15 protein-coding genes are annotated in these 15,447 nt (G+C 62.8%); 6 read left to right on the top strand and 9 right to left on the bottom strand.

What is annotated here, in order from left to right:
* Window positions 1–11: 11 nt before the first annotated feature.
* The gene (gene hrpB, locus HCZ30_RS05950; RefSeq protein ID WP_167637370.1) at window positions 12–2,417 is read left to right on the top strand and encodes an ATP-dependent helicase HrpB; all 2,406 of its coding nucleotides are present in this window, start codon (window positions 12–14) and stop codon (window positions 2,415–2,417) included.
* On the opposite strand, the gene HCZ30_RS05945 is transcribed toward hrpB, so the two are convergent.
* Genes HCZ30_RS05945 through HCZ30_RS05930 form a run of 4 tightly spaced genes read right to left on the bottom strand, consistent with a single transcriptional unit; the run spans window position 2,418 to window position 6,061 of the window.
* Window positions 2,418–3,902: a tripartite tricarboxylate transporter permease gene (locus HCZ30_RS05945; protein ID WP_167637369.1), complete on the bottom strand. Its 1,485-nt coding sequence runs from the start codon at window positions 3,900–3,902 to the stop codon at window positions 2,418–2,420.
* A 12-nt stretch (window positions 3,903–3,914) separates the two neighbouring features.
* Window positions 3,915–4,352, bottom strand: coding sequence for a tripartite tricarboxylate transporter TctB family protein (locus HCZ30_RS05940; protein WP_167637368.1), 438 nt, complete (start codon window positions 4,350–4,352; stop codon window positions 3,915–3,917).
* Window positions 4,349–5,296, bottom strand: coding sequence for a tripartite tricarboxylate transporter substrate binding protein (locus HCZ30_RS05935; protein ID WP_167637367.1), 948 nt, complete (start codon window positions 5,294–5,296; stop codon window positions 4,349–4,351). The genes HCZ30_RS05940 and HCZ30_RS05935 overlap by 4 nt, the downstream gene beginning before the upstream one ends.
* Window positions 5,297–5,332: 36 nt before the next feature.
* Window positions 5,333–6,061 carry a GntR family transcriptional regulator gene (locus HCZ30_RS05930; protein ID WP_167637366.1) on the bottom strand — a complete coding sequence of 243 codons (729 nt, stop codon included), beginning with the start codon at window positions 6,059–6,061 and terminating at the stop codon, window positions 5,333–5,335.
* A gap of 91 nt (window positions 6,062–6,152) precedes the next feature.
* On the opposite strand from HCZ30_RS05930, the gene HCZ30_RS05925 reads away from it, so the two are divergent.
* A complete protein-coding gene (locus HCZ30_RS05925; protein ID WP_167637365.1) occupies window positions 6,153–6,920 on the top strand; it encodes an amidohydrolase family protein in 768 nt (255 codons plus the stop codon).
* Between the two features lie 36 nt (window positions 6,921–6,956).
* Here HCZ30_RS05925 and gndA read toward each other — a convergent pair whose 3' ends face one another.
* Window positions 6,957–8,360, bottom strand: a complete 1,404-nt coding sequence (gene gndA, locus HCZ30_RS05920) for an NADP-dependent phosphogluconate dehydrogenase (protein ID WP_167637364.1) — start codon at window positions 8,358–8,360, stop codon at window positions 6,957–6,959.
* Between the two features lie 90 nt (window positions 8,361–8,450).
* Here gndA and HCZ30_RS05915 point away from each other — a divergent pair, with 90 nt between their 5' ends.
* Together HCZ30_RS05915 and HCZ30_RS05910 are read left to right on the top strand one after the other, a co-directional pair.
* Window positions 8,451–8,945 (top strand): NUDIX hydrolase, encoded by a 495-nt coding sequence (locus tag HCZ30_RS05915; RefSeq protein ID WP_167637363.1) that lies wholly within the window; start codon window positions 8,451–8,453, stop codon window positions 8,943–8,945.
* A gap of 81 nt (window positions 8,946–9,026) precedes the next feature.
* The gene (locus tag HCZ30_RS05910; protein ID WP_167637362.1) at window positions 9,027–10,511 is read left to right on the top strand and encodes an inorganic phosphate transporter; all 1,485 of its coding nucleotides are present in this window, start codon (window positions 9,027–9,029) and stop codon (window positions 10,509–10,511) included.
* 53 nt (window positions 10,512–10,564) lie between these two features.
* On the opposite strand, the gene argF is transcribed toward HCZ30_RS05910, so the two are convergent.
* From argF to HCZ30_RS05895, 3 genes are all read right to left on the bottom strand, one after another.
* Complete coding sequence (gene argF, locus HCZ30_RS05905; RefSeq protein WP_167637361.1) at window positions 10,565–11,491, bottom strand: ornithine carbamoyltransferase; 927 nt, start codon at window positions 11,489–11,491, stop codon at window positions 10,565–10,567.
* An 88-nt stretch (window positions 11,492–11,579) separates the two neighbouring features.
* Complete coding sequence (locus tag HCZ30_RS05900; RefSeq protein ID WP_167637360.1) at window positions 11,580–12,758, bottom strand: aspartate aminotransferase family protein; 1,179 nt, start codon at window positions 12,756–12,758, stop codon at window positions 11,580–11,582.
* Between the two features lie 204 nt (window positions 12,759–12,962).
* Window positions 12,963–13,766: an ABC transporter permease gene (locus tag HCZ30_RS05895; RefSeq protein WP_246212629.1), complete on the bottom strand. Its 804-nt coding sequence runs from the start codon at window positions 13,764–13,766 to the stop codon at window positions 12,963–12,965.
* Between the two features lie 128 nt (window positions 13,767–13,894).
* On the opposite strand from HCZ30_RS05895, the gene HCZ30_RS05890 reads away from it, so the two are divergent.
* Both HCZ30_RS05890 and HCZ30_RS05885 read left to right on the top strand, forming a co-directional pair.
* The gene (locus tag HCZ30_RS05890; protein ID WP_167637359.1) at window positions 13,895–14,509 is read left to right on the top strand and encodes a GcrA family cell cycle regulator; all 615 of its coding nucleotides are present in this window, start codon (window positions 13,895–13,897) and stop codon (window positions 14,507–14,509) included.
* A 161-nt stretch (window positions 14,510–14,670) separates the two neighbouring features.
* Window positions 14,671–15,090, top strand: coding sequence for an OsmC family protein (locus HCZ30_RS05885; RefSeq protein WP_167637358.1), 420 nt, complete (start codon window positions 14,671–14,673; stop codon window positions 15,088–15,090).
* Between the two features lie 24 nt (window positions 15,091–15,114).
* On the opposite strand, the gene HCZ30_RS05880 is transcribed toward HCZ30_RS05885, so the two are convergent.
* Window positions 15,115–15,444 carry a winged helix-turn-helix transcriptional regulator gene (locus tag HCZ30_RS05880; protein ID WP_167637357.1) on the bottom strand — a complete coding sequence of 110 codons (330 nt, stop codon included), beginning with the start codon at window positions 15,442–15,444 and terminating at the stop codon, window positions 15,115–15,117.
* Window positions 15,445–15,447 lie beyond the last annotated feature (3 nt).

The raw sequence follows: 15,447 nt of genomic DNA, 5'->3' as shown, positions 1-15,447 counted from the left end.
AAACACCGCGCATGACGCTGCCTATCGAAGACGCCCTCCCCGACCTGATTGACGCCCTTCGCGCCGAAGGCCGCGCCGTGCTGCAAGCTCCTCCGGGTGCGGGCAAGACCACGCGCGTGCCGCTCGCGCTGCTGGATGCAGGGCTGACGGACGGCAAGATCATCATGCTCGAACCCCGCCGCCTCGCAGCGCGGGCCGCAGCCGAACGGCTGGCAGAGCAGATCGGCGAAAAACCGGGGCAGATGGTTGGCTACCGCATGCGCGGCGATAGCAAGGCTGGCAGCCGGATCGAGGTCGTCACCGAAGGCATCCTGACCCGCATGATCCAGTCCGATCCAGAACTGACTGGCATCGGCGCGATCCTCTTCGACGAATTCCACGAACGCAGCCTGAACGCCGACCTTGGCCTCGCGCTGACGTGGGAAATCCGTCAGGCACTGCGCGATGACCTGCTGCTGGTCGTCATGTCCGCAACGCTGGACGCCGCGCCCGTGGCCGCGCTGCTGGACGATGCGCCGGTCATCACCTCCGAAGGTCGCGCCTATCCGGTGGAGGTCAAACACCTCGCCCGCCCGCTGGATCGCAAGGTTCGGATCGAGCCCGCGATTGCCGACGAAATTGTCCACTCGGTCAAGGAAACCGAAGGCGGCGTTCTGGTTTTCCTCCCCGGCGAAGGCGAAATCCGTAGGGTGGAGGCCGCGCTCGCGGGCCGCCTGCCCAAGAATGTCGAGGTCCGCCCCCTCTACGGCGCCCTCCCCTTTGCCAAGCAGCGCGCAGCCATTGCGCCGGTGGAAAGCGGACGCAAGGTCGTGCTGTCGACCTCCATCGCGGAAACTTCGCTTACCATTGAAGACATCCGCGTGGTGATCGACGGCGGCCTTGCCCGCCGTTCGCGATATGACCCGTCGTCGGGCATGGCTCGACTGGTGACCGAACGCGTAACCAAGGCCGAGATGACCCAGCGCGCAGGTCGCGCGGGCCGTGTCGCGGCTGGCGTCTGCTACCGCATGTGGACCAAGGGCGAAGAGGGCGGCCTGCAAGCCTTCCCGCCCGCTGAAATCGAAGCCGCCGACCTCGCGGGGCTCGCGCTGGAAATGGCGCTCTGGGGATCGACCGACCTGCCGTTCCTGACCCCGCCGCCCGAAGGCACACTGGCCGAAGCACAGGACCTCCTTCGCAGCCTCGGCGCGCTGGACGATAGCAACGCGATCACCGCACACGGGCGGGCCGTTGCCGCGATGCCGACGCACCCGCGCCTTGCGCATATGCTGCTGACGGCGGGCAAACAGGCGGCGACCTTGGCCGCGCTTCTGGCCGAGCGCGACCCGATGATGAACGCGCCGACGGACCTGACGCTGCGACTCCGCGCGATCCAGAATGGCGACGCCCGCGCCAATCACGGCACCATCGAACGCATCAAGACCGAGGCCAAACGCCTGTCGCAAGGGCTGGAGCAGAAGCACTCCCTCAGCGCCGCCGAGATGGCCGCCCTCGCCTACCCTGACCGCATTGGCCTGCGCCGCAAGGGCGAGGCAGCGCGTTTCGTCCTGTCGGGTGGCAAAGGGGCCGCGATGCCTGACGGCGATGGCCTCGCCAGCCAGCGGCTGATCGTAGCGACCGACCTTGATGGCGATCCGCGAGAGGCCAAGGTGCGCCAAGCGCTCGCCCTCGGCGAAAGCGAACTGCGCGGCCTTTACGCTGACCGCATCCGCTGGGAAAACCACTGCGCATGGTCCAAGCGCGACCGCCGCGTTCTGACCCGAAAATACGAGATGTTCGGCGCGCTGACGCTTGATGATCGCCGCTGGGATGATGCCGACCCCGATGCCGTGGCGCAGGCGATGCTGGACGGTATCCGCGAAATGGGCCTGCGGCTGAGTGGTGCCGCACGCCGTTTCCGTGCGCGGGTGGAACTCCTGCGCGAGGGTGGCATGGACCTGCCTGCCATGGACGACGACAGCCTGATGGCCACGCTGGACGACTGGCTGTTGCCGCATCTGGACGGCGTCCGTTCGGCCGAGGACTGGAAGAAATTCAACCCGCTCGAAGCGCTGCGGGGAATGCTCGACTGGAACCAGATGCAGATGCTGGACCGCGAGGCACCTGCGCATTTTACCACGCCGCTCGGGCGCAAACTGCCCATCGATTATGACGGCGAGCTGCCGCAGATCACGGTGCGTGTGCAGGAGATGTTCGGGGTGACCCGTCACCCGACGGTGGGCAAAACGCCGATCCGCGTGACGCTGCTGTCTCCGGGTCAGAAGCCCGTGCAGGTTACGGCGGATATTCCGGGGTTCTGGGTCAATTCCTACCCCGATGTGCGCAAGGACATGCGGGCGCAGTACCCCAAACATCCGTGGCCCGAAGATCCCCGCGAGGCCGACCCGACGCTGCGCGCCAAGCCTCGCGGTCAATGATTACGCGCGGCGGCGCTTCCACGCCCGCAGCATCGGCCAGACGATCAGACCAATGGTGGCGAGCGCGATGACAGCCGACAGCGGACGAGTGAACAGCTCGGTCGGATCACCGCGGCTGATCAGCAGCGCGCGGCGCACGCTTTGCTCTGCCATCGGGCCGAGGATCAGTCCCAGCACGATCGGCGCAAGCGGAACGTCCAGTTTTTCAAGGACATAACCCGCGATACCCGCTGCGAACATAACCCAGAGGTCGATGACGCGCCCGTTGATCACATAGACGCCGACCGCCATCAGAACGAGGATCATCGGTACCAGCATCACACCCGGCAGGCGCTGGACCTGCGCAAAGATACGGGTCGCAGCAGCGCCGCCGACAGCGAGGATCAGGAGCGAGGTCAGCAGCATCTGCACCATGAAGCCGCCCACAAGGCCGGGGTTCTGGTGGAACAGTTGCGGACCGGGCTGGAGGCCGTGGATCATCAGCGCACCAAGCACCAGCGCGGCGATGACGTTGCCCGGAATGCCGAGCGTCAGCGCTGGGATCATCGACGCAGCGTTGTCCGCGTTGTTCCCGCATTCGGCGGCAGCGACACCCAGCGGATTGCCTTTACCGAAGCTTTCGGGATCGTCACTCGTGCTCTTGGCCGCGTTGTAGCTGAGGAAGGCGGCGATGTTGCCCCCTGCCCCGGGCAGGATGCCGACGCTGATACCGATCAGCGACGACCGCAGCCACGTCGGGACCATCGAACGCACCTCGCCCCACGGAACCTTGACCGACTCCAGTTTGAGTGCGGAGGCGGAGAGGCCCTTGAGGTCGCGATCCTCTGCCAGTGCGATGACGGGCGGCAGAGCGTAGAGACCGACGAGGATCACGATGAGGTCGAGGCCACTCAGCAGCCAGACCTCACCAAAGGTGAAGCGCGGCGTGCCCGACAACTGGTCAAGGCCCACGGTGCCGAGCAGCAGACCGAAGGCGGCTGCCATCAGGCCCTTCACCGCGTCCTTGCCGACCATGACGCCGATGGAGGCCATGCCGAACATGGCGACCCAGAAGTACTCGGCGGGGCCGAAATAGAGCGTGGCGCGAGCCAGCACCGGACCGATGGTCATCAGCGCGATGGCAGACGCGGTGCCGCCGATAGCCGACGACCAGCACGCGATTTTCAGTGCGCGGGACGCCTCGCCCCGCTGCGCCATCGGGAAGCCGTCAAAGGTGGTCGCGATGGCAGCGGGCGTGCCCGGAATGCGCAGCAGGATCGCAGGGATCGCGCCGCCATACATCGAGCCGTTGTAGATGCCCGCGACCATGCCGAGAGCCACCAGAGGCTCCATCGAGTAGGTCAGCGGCAGAAGCAGCGCGATGGCCATGACGGGGTTGAGACCCGGCAAGGCGCCGATAAAGACGCCGAGGATCGATGCGCCGATCATGGCCGCTATCGGACCGAAAGCGAAGACGCCTCCGAAGATTTGGGAGATCAGTTCCATTGTCGCCTTTCGTCAGTAAGAGATCCAGACCGGCATAGGCAGCGGCTTTTCCAGAATGACCGAGAAGATCACCCAGACGATGCCGACAAAAATCGCGGCGGTGACGAACGTGAACAGAAGCCTGCGGAAGCCGAGAGCGGCAGGAAGTGTCAGCACCAGCAGCGCCGATGCGATGTAGAAACCGAGGATGGGAACAAGCGCGAGATAGATCGCTCCGATACCGACTGTCAGGAGGGCTTGCGGCGCCTTCCGGATAATCTCGCGCGGCTCGCTCGACCCGCGGAGCATCGCCTTGATGGCGACAATGGCGCCAAGGATTGCAATGACATAGCCGAGGGACATCGGATAGATCCCCGACGCCCCACGGTAACCGGCAGCGATATACGCTGCCGACAGGCCAGTGGCGGCGAAGACGCCTCCGAGGATGATGTCTTGCCGCCGTTCGGTCACTGGTTCAGACCGAGGTTCTCGGCCACGATGGCCAGCGCGTCGTATTCGTTCTGGAGGCGCTCTGCGAGGGCGTCACCGACGACCACGTTCGGCACTTCGCCCTTGGTGGCGAGGAACTCGACGTAGCTGGGATCGTTGACGGTTTTCTCTAGCGCTTCGGCCAGACGGTCGACGATAGCTTGGTCAGTACCGGCGGGTGCCAGAACCATGCGCCACAGCAGCGTTTCTTTGTCGCCCATACCGAGGCTTTCGAGGCCAGCCGCCTGCGGGAGTGCGGGAACCGCCGCCGCCGAGGTCACGATCAGACACTTGGCCTCACCGCTTTCGGTGTAGGGCAGAACCGGCGAGATCGAGCCGCCGTAGATATCGACGTGACCGCCAAGGAAGTTCTGGAGCGTCTCGCCAGCGCCGCCGAACGGGATAGCGACAGCTTCGATGCCTTCGCCCTGGAAGATACGCTCGGCAGCCAGCTGCATCGTGCCGCCGATGCCGTCGTTGCCGTAGGTGTACTTACCGGGGTTCGCAGCCAGTTCGGCAAGGAACTCTTCGCCGGTTTCAGCGGGGAATTCGGGCTTCACACACAGGGTGTAGGCGGTTTCGGAGGTCGACGCGATCGGGGTGAAGCTATCGGGCTGGTAGGCCGTCTGCTGGACCTGCGGAACGGTCGTGATCGGGCTGTTCCACGTAGCGAGCAGCGAATAGCCGTTCGGCTTCTGCATCATGAATTGGGTCACGCCGACCGAACCGCCGCCACCGGCCACGTTCAGGACCGCAATCGAGGTGCCGAGCTCTTCTTCGAGCAGAGTGCCGAGCTTGCGGGCGCTCGTGTCGGTGCCGCCGCCAGCCGGAGCCGGAATGGTGACTTCGATCGCGCGCTCGGGATATTCGGCCAGCACTGGAGTGCCGACAGCAACCGCTGCCAGAGCCAAAGCGACATATTTCATTGAGTTTCCTCCCTCAAGGATATCGTAATTAAGAAATCAGCCGATGCGGCTGCGGTAGCGGAAACTGTCCGCGCGACCGCTCGCGATACGCCATTCGATGCAATCCCCTGCCACGGTGTAGGCAGAGCGCTCGATCACAGCGACGGCGTCACCTTCGGCAATGCCGAGGCGTTGAGCAGTCGTTTTGTCGGCAGAACCGAAACGCACTTCATCTTCTGCGCGGTTCACAAACACACCGAAACGGTCAAGGTAAACGGGGTACAACAGCGGCCCGACTTCGCTGTCGGGCAGGCTCTCGAAACCCGCGAAGGTTTCGAAAGGAATGTAGAGTTCTTCGGACAGGAACGGCTGCTCCGACAGGTAGCGCAGGCGTTCGATGCGGATCACGTCGTCGGTGCCCAGCGCCGCTGCCACATGGGCGGGCGCAGTGGTGCGGACGCGTGAAATCAGGCGGCTCGTCGGGATCGACGCTTCGGAGTCGCCTTCGCGCGCTTGAAAGAACCGGAACAGGGTGGCGTCGAACGCGGGCTTGCGCAGGAACGTGCCCGTGCCCTGACGGCGCTCCAGCAGACCTTCGTCGACGAGCTGTTGGACGGCTTTGCGCACGGTGCCGACCGACAGATCGTGGTCACGTGCCAATGCATTATCCGAGGGCAACGCGTCATCGGCGGACCATTCACCGGCCGCAATACGGCTGGCAAGTTCGTCGCGCAGACGAACGTAGGCTGGGAGCCGATTATCGAAAACTTTTTGTGCCTGAGACATGATTCCGCCCTCCCTGAACCGAAACATGAACTGTTTGACCTCATCAGTCAACTGGTTCTATATAGAACCAAATAAGTGGAGGAATTCTAGGGTGATACACTTCGATTGCCATGCGCACGTCTACGAAGATGTCGTGGCGAATGGTGCCGTCCGCTATCTGCCCAAACGTCCTGCGCCCTTGCAGGATTGGCTGGATTTGCAGACGCACCACGGCATTTCGGGTGGAGTCATCGTACAGGTCAGCTTCCTCGGCACCGATAACAGCCAACTCCTCCATGCGCTGGAATCACTGCCGAAGGGACGTTTCGCAGGTGTCGCGGTCATCGCGCCCGACACCTGCGAAACCGAGATCGCCGCGCTCGCCGCGCAGGGCGTAAAGGGCATCCGCTGGAATCTGGTGGCAGGCGCCAATCTGCCCGACTTCGGGTCGGAAGAGGTCACCGCGCTGGTGAACGCCCTCGCCAAACATCGAATGCACATCGAAGTACAACTGGAGAGCAGCCGCCTCGCGTCCGTGCTGAGCGGCTTCGCCGCCTTCCCCCTGCCCGTGGTCATCGACCATATGGGCCTGCCAGAGACGCGCGCCGATCAGGAACCGTGGCTGGGTGCGTTGGAGCAGATGGAGGATCGTTCGAACCTCTACGTCAAACTCTCCGCCCCCTATCGCGGGACGGGCGGCATAGCGCACGCCGAACGGCTGATCGGGCTGCTAGGACCGGATAAGTTCATCTGGGGAAGCGACTGGCCGCATACCCGCCACGAGGACCGCGCGACCTATGCGGGCCTGAAAGCAGAGCTGGACCGGTTGATCGACGACCGCAAGGCGGTGCAGACCCTTTACGCCCTGACGCTGGCCTGAAAACGAAAGCGCCGCCCGAAGGCGGCGCTTGTTATCTTATTCCCACCAGGGGCCGTGCTGACCGGCGTCGCCGCCGATGCGTTCGAACCCGTGCATGCCGAAGAAGTCACGCTGGGCCTGAATAAGGTCCGTTGTGCCGCGCGCCATGCCGAAGGTATCGACGAACGACAGGGCCGACGACAGCGCGGGGATCGGGTGACCGCCCAGAGCCGCCGCCGAAACCACGCGGCGCAGAGCCGGCAGGGTTTCCTTCAGACGCTCGGCAAAGAACGGTGCAAAGATCAGCTGGCCGTGTGGCATGTCACCTCGGAACGCAGCCGAGATGTCGTCCAGCAGCGCCGAACGGATGATGCAGCCAGCGCGCCAGATTTCGGCGATACGCGCAAAATCGAGGTTCCAGTTGTATTCTTCCGACGCAGCCGCCAGCAGGCGGAAGCCTTGGGCGTAAGCGATGATACGGGCCGCAAGCAGCGCGTCCTTGTAGTCGGCGTCTTGCAGATCGACCGAACCGCGCGAACCACCGAGGATCTCCTCACCGGCGACGCGGGTCTCTTTTTCCGACGACCAGCTCCGCGAAGCGACGGCGGCTTCAATGGCCGAAGCGGACTGGCCGAGGCGCAGGGCTTCGATCAGGGTCCAACGGCCGGTGCCCTTTTGACCAGCGCGGTCGAGGATCACGTCCACAGCCGGAACCCCGGTCTGGGTGTCGGTCGCTTGAAGAACCTTGCCGGTGATCTCCATCAGGTACGCGGTCAGCGCGCCCGAGTCCCACTCTTCGAAACGCTTGCCGATCTCTGCCGGAGCGAGACCCTGACCGTAGCGCATCATGCCGTAGGTTTCGGCGATCATCTGCATGTCGGCGTATTCGATACCGTTGTGCACGGTCTTGACGAAGTGACCGGCACCATCAGGACCAAGATGGTCGGCGCAGGGCTCGTTTTCGAACTTCGCGGCAATCGCCATGATGACGGGACGGATGCCGGTCCAGGCCTGCGGGGTGCCGCCGACCATGATGGACGGGCCGTGACGCGCGCCTTCTTCACCGCCCGAAACGCCCATACCGATGAAGGTCAGGCCCTTGGCTTCGACGAATTCGGTGCGGCGACGGGTGTCGTGGAAGTCAGAGTTACCGGCGTCGATGATCGTGTCACCCGGCTCCAGCATATCGCAGAGCGCGATGATGGTGTCTTCGACGGGCTTACCTGCGGGGATCATCAGGATGATCGCACGGGGCGCAGGCATGTCCTTGGCCATCGCGGCCAGATCCTTGTGGGTCGTCAGTTTTTCGGCAAGCGGACCGGCTTCTTCGGCAAAGGCAGTCGTTACGGCTTCCTGACGGTTGGCCACATGCAGGGCAAAGCCGTTGTCGAGGATGTTCAGCGCAAGTGCACTGCCCATCGTACCGAGGCCGTATAGCCCGAGGTGTGCCAATTCGGTCATAGAAAATAGTCCTCTGATTTAGATCGGTTTGCCTCTCTCGCCGTCACTGATATTGGGGAGGGGCGGAAAAGGAAACGCCCTAATCACACAATGCCCACTTCATTCTTGCGACAGTTATGGCGCGAAGGCGTAGTTCCTTTGCTTAAACGCCCGCCAGCCGAACAGGTTGCAGCGTTGTGCTATCGCATGGCCGATGATCACCTAGAAGTGTTGCTCGTGACCTCTTCTGAGGGCCGCTGGATCCTGCCCAAGGGCTGGCCGATCGACGGTCTACACCACCATCAGGCGGCTCTGACCGAAGCATGGGAAGAAGCGGGCGTAAAGACCGGCATCGCGGATAGCGACGTGTTCGGCACCTACTCCGCGAAGAAAACCATGAAAAACGGCGTCGTGCAGGAATGCCAGACTATGGTTTATCCCGTCCGTGTGATGGAATTGGCGAAGTCCTACCCTGAAAAGAACAAGCGCGAACGCATTTGGGTGCCCTTCGAGAATGCGGCCCAAATGGTCCGTGAACCCGATCTGGCAGCGATTTTACGAAGATTTCCGGCAAGTCACGCGCGTGACACGCAAGCGACAGGTTGATTTGAAACGTCCGACCCGTTAACGCGCCTCCAATTGTAACAGAAGTATGACAGTACTTCGCTACACCAAAGGCCGCGTACGATGGAAAACCCGACCCCACAGGATCCGTGGAAAACGATCGATAAGGACCTCCAGCGCATTTCCGTGCTGGAACAAGGTACCATGTATGTATCCCGCCCGCTCGTCGGGATGGGCGTTGCTCTCGCATTTATGGTTATCGTCGGTTTTGCCGCTGCTGCGTTCTTTGACGCGGGCCACGGCTCTGCCATCGTCGTCGCCGCTGCCGTGTTCGGCGCGTATATGGCTCTCAACATCGGCGCGAATGACGTCGCCAACAATATGGGCCCTGCCGTTGGTGCGAACGCGCTGACGATGGGCGGCGCCATCGTGATCGCCGCGATCTGCGAAAGCGCCGGTGCACTGCTCGCGGGCGGTGACGTGGTTTCCACCATCTCCAAGGGCATTATCGACCCGTCGATGATCGAAAGCTCGCAGGTGTTCATCTGGGCGATGATGGCCGCACTGGTGTCCTCGGCGCTCTGGGTCAACCTCGCGACATGGATTGGCGCACCGGTGTCGACCACCCACTCCGTCGTCGGCGGCGTGATGGGCGCTGGTATTGCCGCTGCTGGTTTCACTGCGGTGAACTGGGAGTCGATGGGCATGATCGCGGCGAGCTGGGTCATCTCCCCTGCCCTCGGCGGCATCGTAGCCGCGGCGTTCCTCGCGTTCATCAAGAGCCGCATCATCTATCAGGAAGACAAGATCTCTGCCGCCCGCCGCTGGGTGCCCGTGCTGATCGCCATCATGGCGGGCGTCTTCGCGACTTACCTGTCGATCAAGGGCCTGAAAAAGATCGTTTCGGTCGATCTGGTGCCCGCGCTGATCATCGGCCTCGGCGTTGCTGTGGTGACCTATTTTGCGTCCAAGCCCTACATCAACAAGAAGTCGCAGGGCCTCGAGAACCGCAACAAGTCGCTGAAGATCCTCTTTGGTCTGCCGCTCGTGATTTCGGCCGCCCTGCTGTCGTTTGCCCATGGTGCGAACGATGTGGCGAACGCCGTTGGACCGCTGGCCGCGATTGTTCACACGCAGGAATTCGGAGAGATCGCGGGCAAGGTCCAGATCCCGCTCTGGGTGATGATTATCGGCGCGTTCGGTATCTCCTTCGGCCTGATTACCTTCGGTCCGAAGCTGATCAAGATGGTCGGCAGCCAGATCACCAAGCTCAACCCGATGCGCGCTTACTGCGTCGCACTCTCTGCTGCGATCACCGTGATCGTCGCGAGCTGGCTGGGTCTGCCGGTGTCGTCCACCCACATCGCGGTCGGCGGCGTCTTCGGCGTTGGCTTCTACCGCGAATGGGACCACGCACGCCGCACCCGCAAGTATGCGGAGAAGCACGGCTCGGGCAAAATCGTCGCTCCCGAAGAGCGCCGCCGCCGCAAGCTGGTGCGACGCAGCCACTTCATGACCATCGTGGCGGCGTGGATCATCACCGTTCCGGCAGCCGCGCTGCTCTCTGCGGTGGTCTTCCTCGCGCTGAACGGACTGTTCAACGTCTAAAGCAAAAGGGCGGGCCCAAGGGTCCGCCCTTCTTCATTCAGAGTGCCGTCGGCTTACTTACCGAGGCACCAGCGCATGATCGCTTTCTGCGCGTGGAGGCGGTTTTCAGCTTCGTCGAAGATCACCGAATTCGGGCCGTCCATCACCGCGCTCGTCGCCTCGTCTTCGCGGTGTGCGGGCAGGCAGTGCATGAAGAGCGCGTCGGGCTTCGCAGCCGCCATCAGACGCTCGTTCACCTGATAGGGGTGCAGCTGGTTGTGGCGACGCTCGCGGGCCGATGCCGGATCGTGCATCGACACCCACGTATCGGTGACAACGAGGTCCGCGCCTTCGACGGCCTTCATCGGGTCGCGCTCAATCTGGATGTCGACACCCTTCGCGCGGGCCTCTTCAACGAAACCGGCTTCGGGATCGAGGGTCTGCGGGCCGGTGAAGGTCAGGTCGAAACCGAACTGGCCAGCGGCGTGGATGAACGACGCGCAGACGTTGTTGCCGTCACCGCTCCAGACGACTTTCTTGCCGCTGATCGAACCGCGGTGCTCTTCGAAGGTCTGGATGTCGGCCATGATCTGGCAGGGGTGGGTGCGGTTGGTCAGACCGTTGATCACCGGAACCGTCGCGTATTCGGCCATATCGAGGAGAGTCTGCTCCTCGAACGTGCGGATCATGATCATATCGACATAACGGGACAGAACACGCGCGGTGTCGGCGATGGTCTCACCGTGACCGAGCTGCATATCAGCGCCCGACAGAACCATCGTCTGACCGCCCATCTGGCGGACGCCGACATCGAAGGACACGCGGGTACGGGTCGACGGCTTTTCGAAGATCAGAGCGACCATCTGGCCGTCGAGCGGTTTGTCTTCGTCGGTCGTACCCTTCGGCAGACCGCTGCGGGCGGCCTTCATGGCTTTGGCGCTGTCGATGATGCTCCGCAGGTCTTCGGCGGAGGTGGCGTTGATATCAAGGAAATGGTTCATGTTCTTACTTTCGATGGGGGGCGCGGGGGGCTCTGCCCCCTCTGGCCTGCGGCCATTCACCCCCGAGGTATTTGGGCCAGAGTGAATATCAGGCCTGTTCCAGTGCGGTTGCGGCAGCATCAATTCGGCTGGCTGCCTCAGCAATGTCTTCGTCGGTGATGTTCAGCGGCGGCAGGAGGCGGACGACGTTGTCGCCTGCGGGGACCAAAAGGACTGCAGCGCCATAGCCGGCCTTCACCAGATCGAGGTTGGTCGCCTTGCATTTCATGCCGAGCATCAGGCCGCTGCCGCGGACGCTTTCGAGCGTTTCGGGATGTGCGGCGACGATGCCTTCGAGCTTCTGGCGCAGGAGGGCTGCTTTGCGGTTCACTTCGGCGAGGAAGGCGTCATCGGCGATGATGTCCATGATCTTGTTGCCGACAGCGCAAGCCAGCGGGTTGCCGCCATAGGTCGAGCCGTGGGTGCCTGCGGTCATGCCGCTCGCCGCGTTTTCGGTGGCAAGGACAGCGCCGAGGGGGAAGCCGCCGCCGATGCCTTTGGCAACCATCATGATGTCAGGCGTGATGCCCGCCCATTCGTGTGCGAAGAGCTTGCCGGTCCGGCCGACACCGCACTGGACCTCGTCAAAGATCAACAGGATGCCGTGTTCGTCGCACAGATCGCGCAGGCCTTTCATGCACTGGTCGGGCAGCGGGCGGATGCCGCCTTCGCCCTGCACGGGCTCGACGATGATCGCGCCGACATCGGGCTTGGCCGCAGCTTCGCGCAGGGCATCGTGATCGCCCCAAGGCAGGTGCACGAAACCGGGCAGCAGCGGGCCAAAACCTTTGGTCATCTTTTCCGAACCCGCAGCGGCGATGCCTGCGGACGAACGGCCGTGGAAGGAGCCTTCGAACGCGACGATGGTCGTGCGCTCGGGCTGGCCCTTCTCATAGAAGTACTTGCGCGCCATCTTCACCGCGAGTTCGCAGCTTTCGGTGCCCGAGTTGGTAAAGAACACGGTATCGGCGAACGAGTTGTCCACCAATTTGTCGGCCAGCGATTGCTGCTGGTCGATGTTATAGAGGTTCGAGACGTGCCAGAGCTTGCCTGCCTGTTCGGTCAGGGCAGCGACCAGATCGGGGTTCGCGTGACCCAGAGCGTTAACCGCGATGCCCGCGCCCAGATCGAGAAAACGTCGGCCGTCAGCCTCGATCAGCCAGGAGCCTTCGCCTTTGACGAAGGAAAGCGGCGCGCGGTTATAGGTCGGCAAAACGCTGGGGATCATAGTCAAACCCTTTGGAAATAAGAAGCCCGATTGGTGCCAAGGCATTCTGGGGCTGTCAATGTGTAAGGAAGGAAGATGGGCGCGCAAAGCGGCGCACGGCGCATTTTTTCAGCGTCGGCGTCGAATCAGTGTGGTTTGCGTCGCAGTCATCATGCGGCCCCGTATAGGGCCACATGACGTAGGGTTCTACAGATTTCTGAAAGGTCAGGCTTTGAGGCGGTAGCCCTTGTTGAACCAGTACCAGCAGATGCTGATCACCAGCGCACAAGCGAGCAGTGCAACCCAGAGGCCGCGCCACGGCGAGCCGTCCGACACGCCGATCATGCCGTAGCGGACGCCGTCGATGATGTAGAAGAACGGGTTTACGTGGCTGAGTTTGTTCAGCACGGGCGGCAGCGCGTCGATCGAATAGAAGGTGCCCGACAGGAACGACAGCGGCGTCACGATGAAGTTCGAGATCGCGGCAAGCTGGTCGAACTTGTTGGCGAAGATCGCGGCGATAATGCCGAGCGCGCCCATGAAGACGGCTCCAAGGACGACGAAGACGAAGACCCACAACGGGTGCTGCATCCCGACGCCCAGCGCCAGCCAGACCCCGATGGCGATGACGACCGCGACCAGCAGGCCGCGCGCGACGGCACCTGCGATGTAACCCGCGACCAGCTCACCCGCGTTCAGCGGCGGCATCAGCGTGTCGACGATGTTGCCCTGCACCTTGGCCGAAGTCAGCGAGGACGACGAGTTGGCAAAGGCGTTCTGGATGACCGTCATGGTCAGGATACCCGGCGCGAGGAAGTGCATGAACGGCACGCCCATGACGTCACCGCGCTGCGATCCAATGGCGATGGTAAAGATGAGAAGGAACAGTCCGGCGTTGATCAGCGGTGCCATGATCGTCTGCGACCAGACATTCATGAAACGCAAAACCTCGCGCTGCATGAGCGTCCACAGCCCCAGCCAATTGACGCGGCCGAACCGACGAACTCCCATTGCGTTGTTCACGGACATGTAACCCTCCGATTCATGATTCGAGTCCTTGTATCTCGCGTTCTGGTGCTTAGAATAGGCCCCTGACCGATGATGCAAGGCCGATGACGCTCGATAGCGTCCGCCTGCGAAGCCAAAGGAACGGAAATATGTCCTGGACCGACGAACGCGTCGAGCTGCTCAAGAAGATGTGGTCGGAAGGCCAGTCGGCAAGCCAGATCGCCAAAGAGCTTGGTGGCGTGACCCGCAACGCCGTGATCGGCAAGGTCCACCGCCTTGGTCTCTCGAACCGCGCGAGCGGTGGCGGTTCCGCTGCTGCTGCTCCGGCCGCCAAAGCGAAGGAAGCCAAGCCCGCCGCACCGAAGGTCGCGAAGCCCGCAGCGAAGGAAGCGCCCGCCGCTGCCCCGAAGGCCCGTCCGGAGCCCGTCGCTGCCAAGGCCGAAGAGCCCAAGGAAGACACCCCCATCCCGATGAGCGCCGCCCGAAAGGCGATCATCCCCGCAGGCCAGCCGCTGCCGCCGCAGCCGTCGACCAATGAAATCAGCCCCGAGGCGCTGGCCCGTGTGAACGAGGTCGAGAAGACCGCGAAGAAGCTGTCGCTGATGGAACTGACCGAGCGGACCTGCAAGTGGCCTGTAGGTGACCCCGCGACCGAGCACTTCTGGTTCTGCGGTCTGCCCGTCCAACAGGGTAAGCCCTACTGCGAAGCCCACGTCGGCGTTGCCTTCCAGCCGATGAGCGCACGCCGCGACCGTCGCCGCTAAGGCTCCATAGATTTGCGTATGAGACGCCCCGCCCTCCGGCGGGGTTTTTCTTTGCCGGGACGCCGCCTCACGAGACGTCAGGTGGAACTTTCCCCCTTTCGAACCCGTTTGTTCTTCAAAGCCGCCGTGTGCGGCTCGTTTGTTTTGAAAAGGAGATTTTCATGATCAAGAAAACAGGTTCCGCAGTTTGGCAGGGTGGTCTCAAGGACGGTAAGGGCGAAGTTTCGACCCAGTCGGGCGCACTGTCCTCGCAGCCCTACGGCTTCAACACCCGCTTCGAAGACAAGCCGGGCACCAACCCCGAAGAGCTGATCGGTGCGGCCCACGCTGGCTGTTTCTCGATGGCTCTGTCGAACATCCTCGGCGACAAGGACATCGTGGCGGACAAGATCGAGACCACCTCGACCATCTTCCTCGACATGTCGGACGGCCCGAAAGTCGTCAAAGCGCACCTCGACGTCACGATCAAAGCATCGGGCGATGAGGCCGACATCCGTGCAGCCGCTGAAGATGCGGAAAAGAACTGCCCGATCTCGCAGCTTCTGAACTGCGAAATCACCATGGATGCCAAAATCAACTGATGCGGCGGGGCTTCGGCCCCTGCCCTATCTACCGTTCTCGGTCCGCGCCCAATCCCGCAGCGGGCCGAGAGCTTCCAGAAGGCTCTCGCCTTGTGGTGTCAGCGCGTATTCCACGCGCGGCGGGATTTCCGCAAAAGCAGTCCGGCTAATCAGACCGTTGCGCGTCATGTCATCGAGCGCGGCGCTCAGCACCTTGTCGGACACAGGCTTGAGGCGTTCCTTCAGATCGCCATAGCGCAGCGTTTCGTCCTTCAACACTTCAAGCAGCCGCGGCTTCCACCGGCCTGAGACCAGACCGATGGCCAGTTCATACGGACAATCCGAGCTGCGGGTGCGAAACGTATACTGTGCCATTCC

This window comes from Marivivens donghaensis (genome assembly GCF_011806565.1).
Lineage (GTDB): Bacteria > Pseudomonadota > Alphaproteobacteria > Rhodobacterales > Rhodobacteraceae > Marivivens > Marivivens donghaensis_A.
The sequence above is the reverse complement of the archived record's forward strand: the minus strand, read 5'-3'. Positions and strand labels throughout refer to the sequence as shown.

What these genes read in the sequence shown, in the direction of transcription:
- hrpB (WP_167637370.1), top strand. Translation starts at nt 12, where the DNA reads ATGACGCTGCCTATCGAAGACGCCCTCCCCGACCTGATTGACGCCCTT.
- HCZ30_RS05945 (WP_167637369.1), bottom strand. Translation starts at nt 3,902, where the DNA reads ATGGAACTGATCTCCCAAATCTTCGGAGGCGTCTTCGCTTTCGGTCCG.
- HCZ30_RS05935 (WP_167637367.1), bottom strand. Translation starts at nt 5,296, where the DNA reads ATGAAATATGTCGCTTTGGCTCTGGCAGCGGTTGCTGTCGGCACTCCA.
- HCZ30_RS05930 (WP_167637366.1), bottom strand. Translation starts at nt 6,061, where the DNA reads ATGTCTCAGGCACAAAAAGTTTTCGATAATCGGCTCCCAGCCTACGTT.
- gndA (WP_167637364.1), bottom strand. Translation starts at nt 8,360, where the DNA reads ATGACCGAATTGGCACACCTCGGGCTATACGGCCTCGGTACGATGGGC.
- HCZ30_RS05915 (WP_167637363.1), top strand. Translation starts at nt 8,451, where the DNA reads ATGCCCACTTCATTCTTGCGACAGTTATGGCGCGAAGGCGTAGTTCCT.
- HCZ30_RS05910 (WP_167637362.1), top strand. Translation starts at nt 9,027, where the DNA reads ATGGAAAACCCGACCCCACAGGATCCGTGGAAAACGATCGATAAGGAC.
- argF (WP_167637361.1), bottom strand. Translation starts at nt 11,491, where the DNA reads ATGAACCATTTCCTTGATATCAACGCCACCTCCGCCGAAGACCTGCGG.
- HCZ30_RS05900 (WP_167637360.1), bottom strand. Translation starts at nt 12,758, where the DNA reads ATGATCCCCAGCGTTTTGCCGACCTATAACCGCGCGCCGCTTTCCTTC.
- HCZ30_RS05895 (WP_246212629.1), bottom strand. Translation starts at nt 13,766, where the DNA reads ATGTCCGTGAACAACGCAATGGGAGTTCGTCGGTTCGGCCGCGTCAAT.
- HCZ30_RS05890 (WP_167637359.1), top strand. Translation starts at nt 13,895, where the DNA reads ATGTCCTGGACCGACGAACGCGTCGAGCTGCTCAAGAAGATGTGGTCG.
- HCZ30_RS05885 (WP_167637358.1), top strand. Translation starts at nt 14,671, where the DNA reads ATGATCAAGAAAACAGGTTCCGCAGTTTGGCAGGGTGGTCTCAAGGAC.
- HCZ30_RS05880 (WP_167637357.1), bottom strand. Translation starts at nt 15,444, where the DNA reads ATGGCACAGTATACGTTTCGCACCCGCAGCTCGGATTGTCCGTATGAA.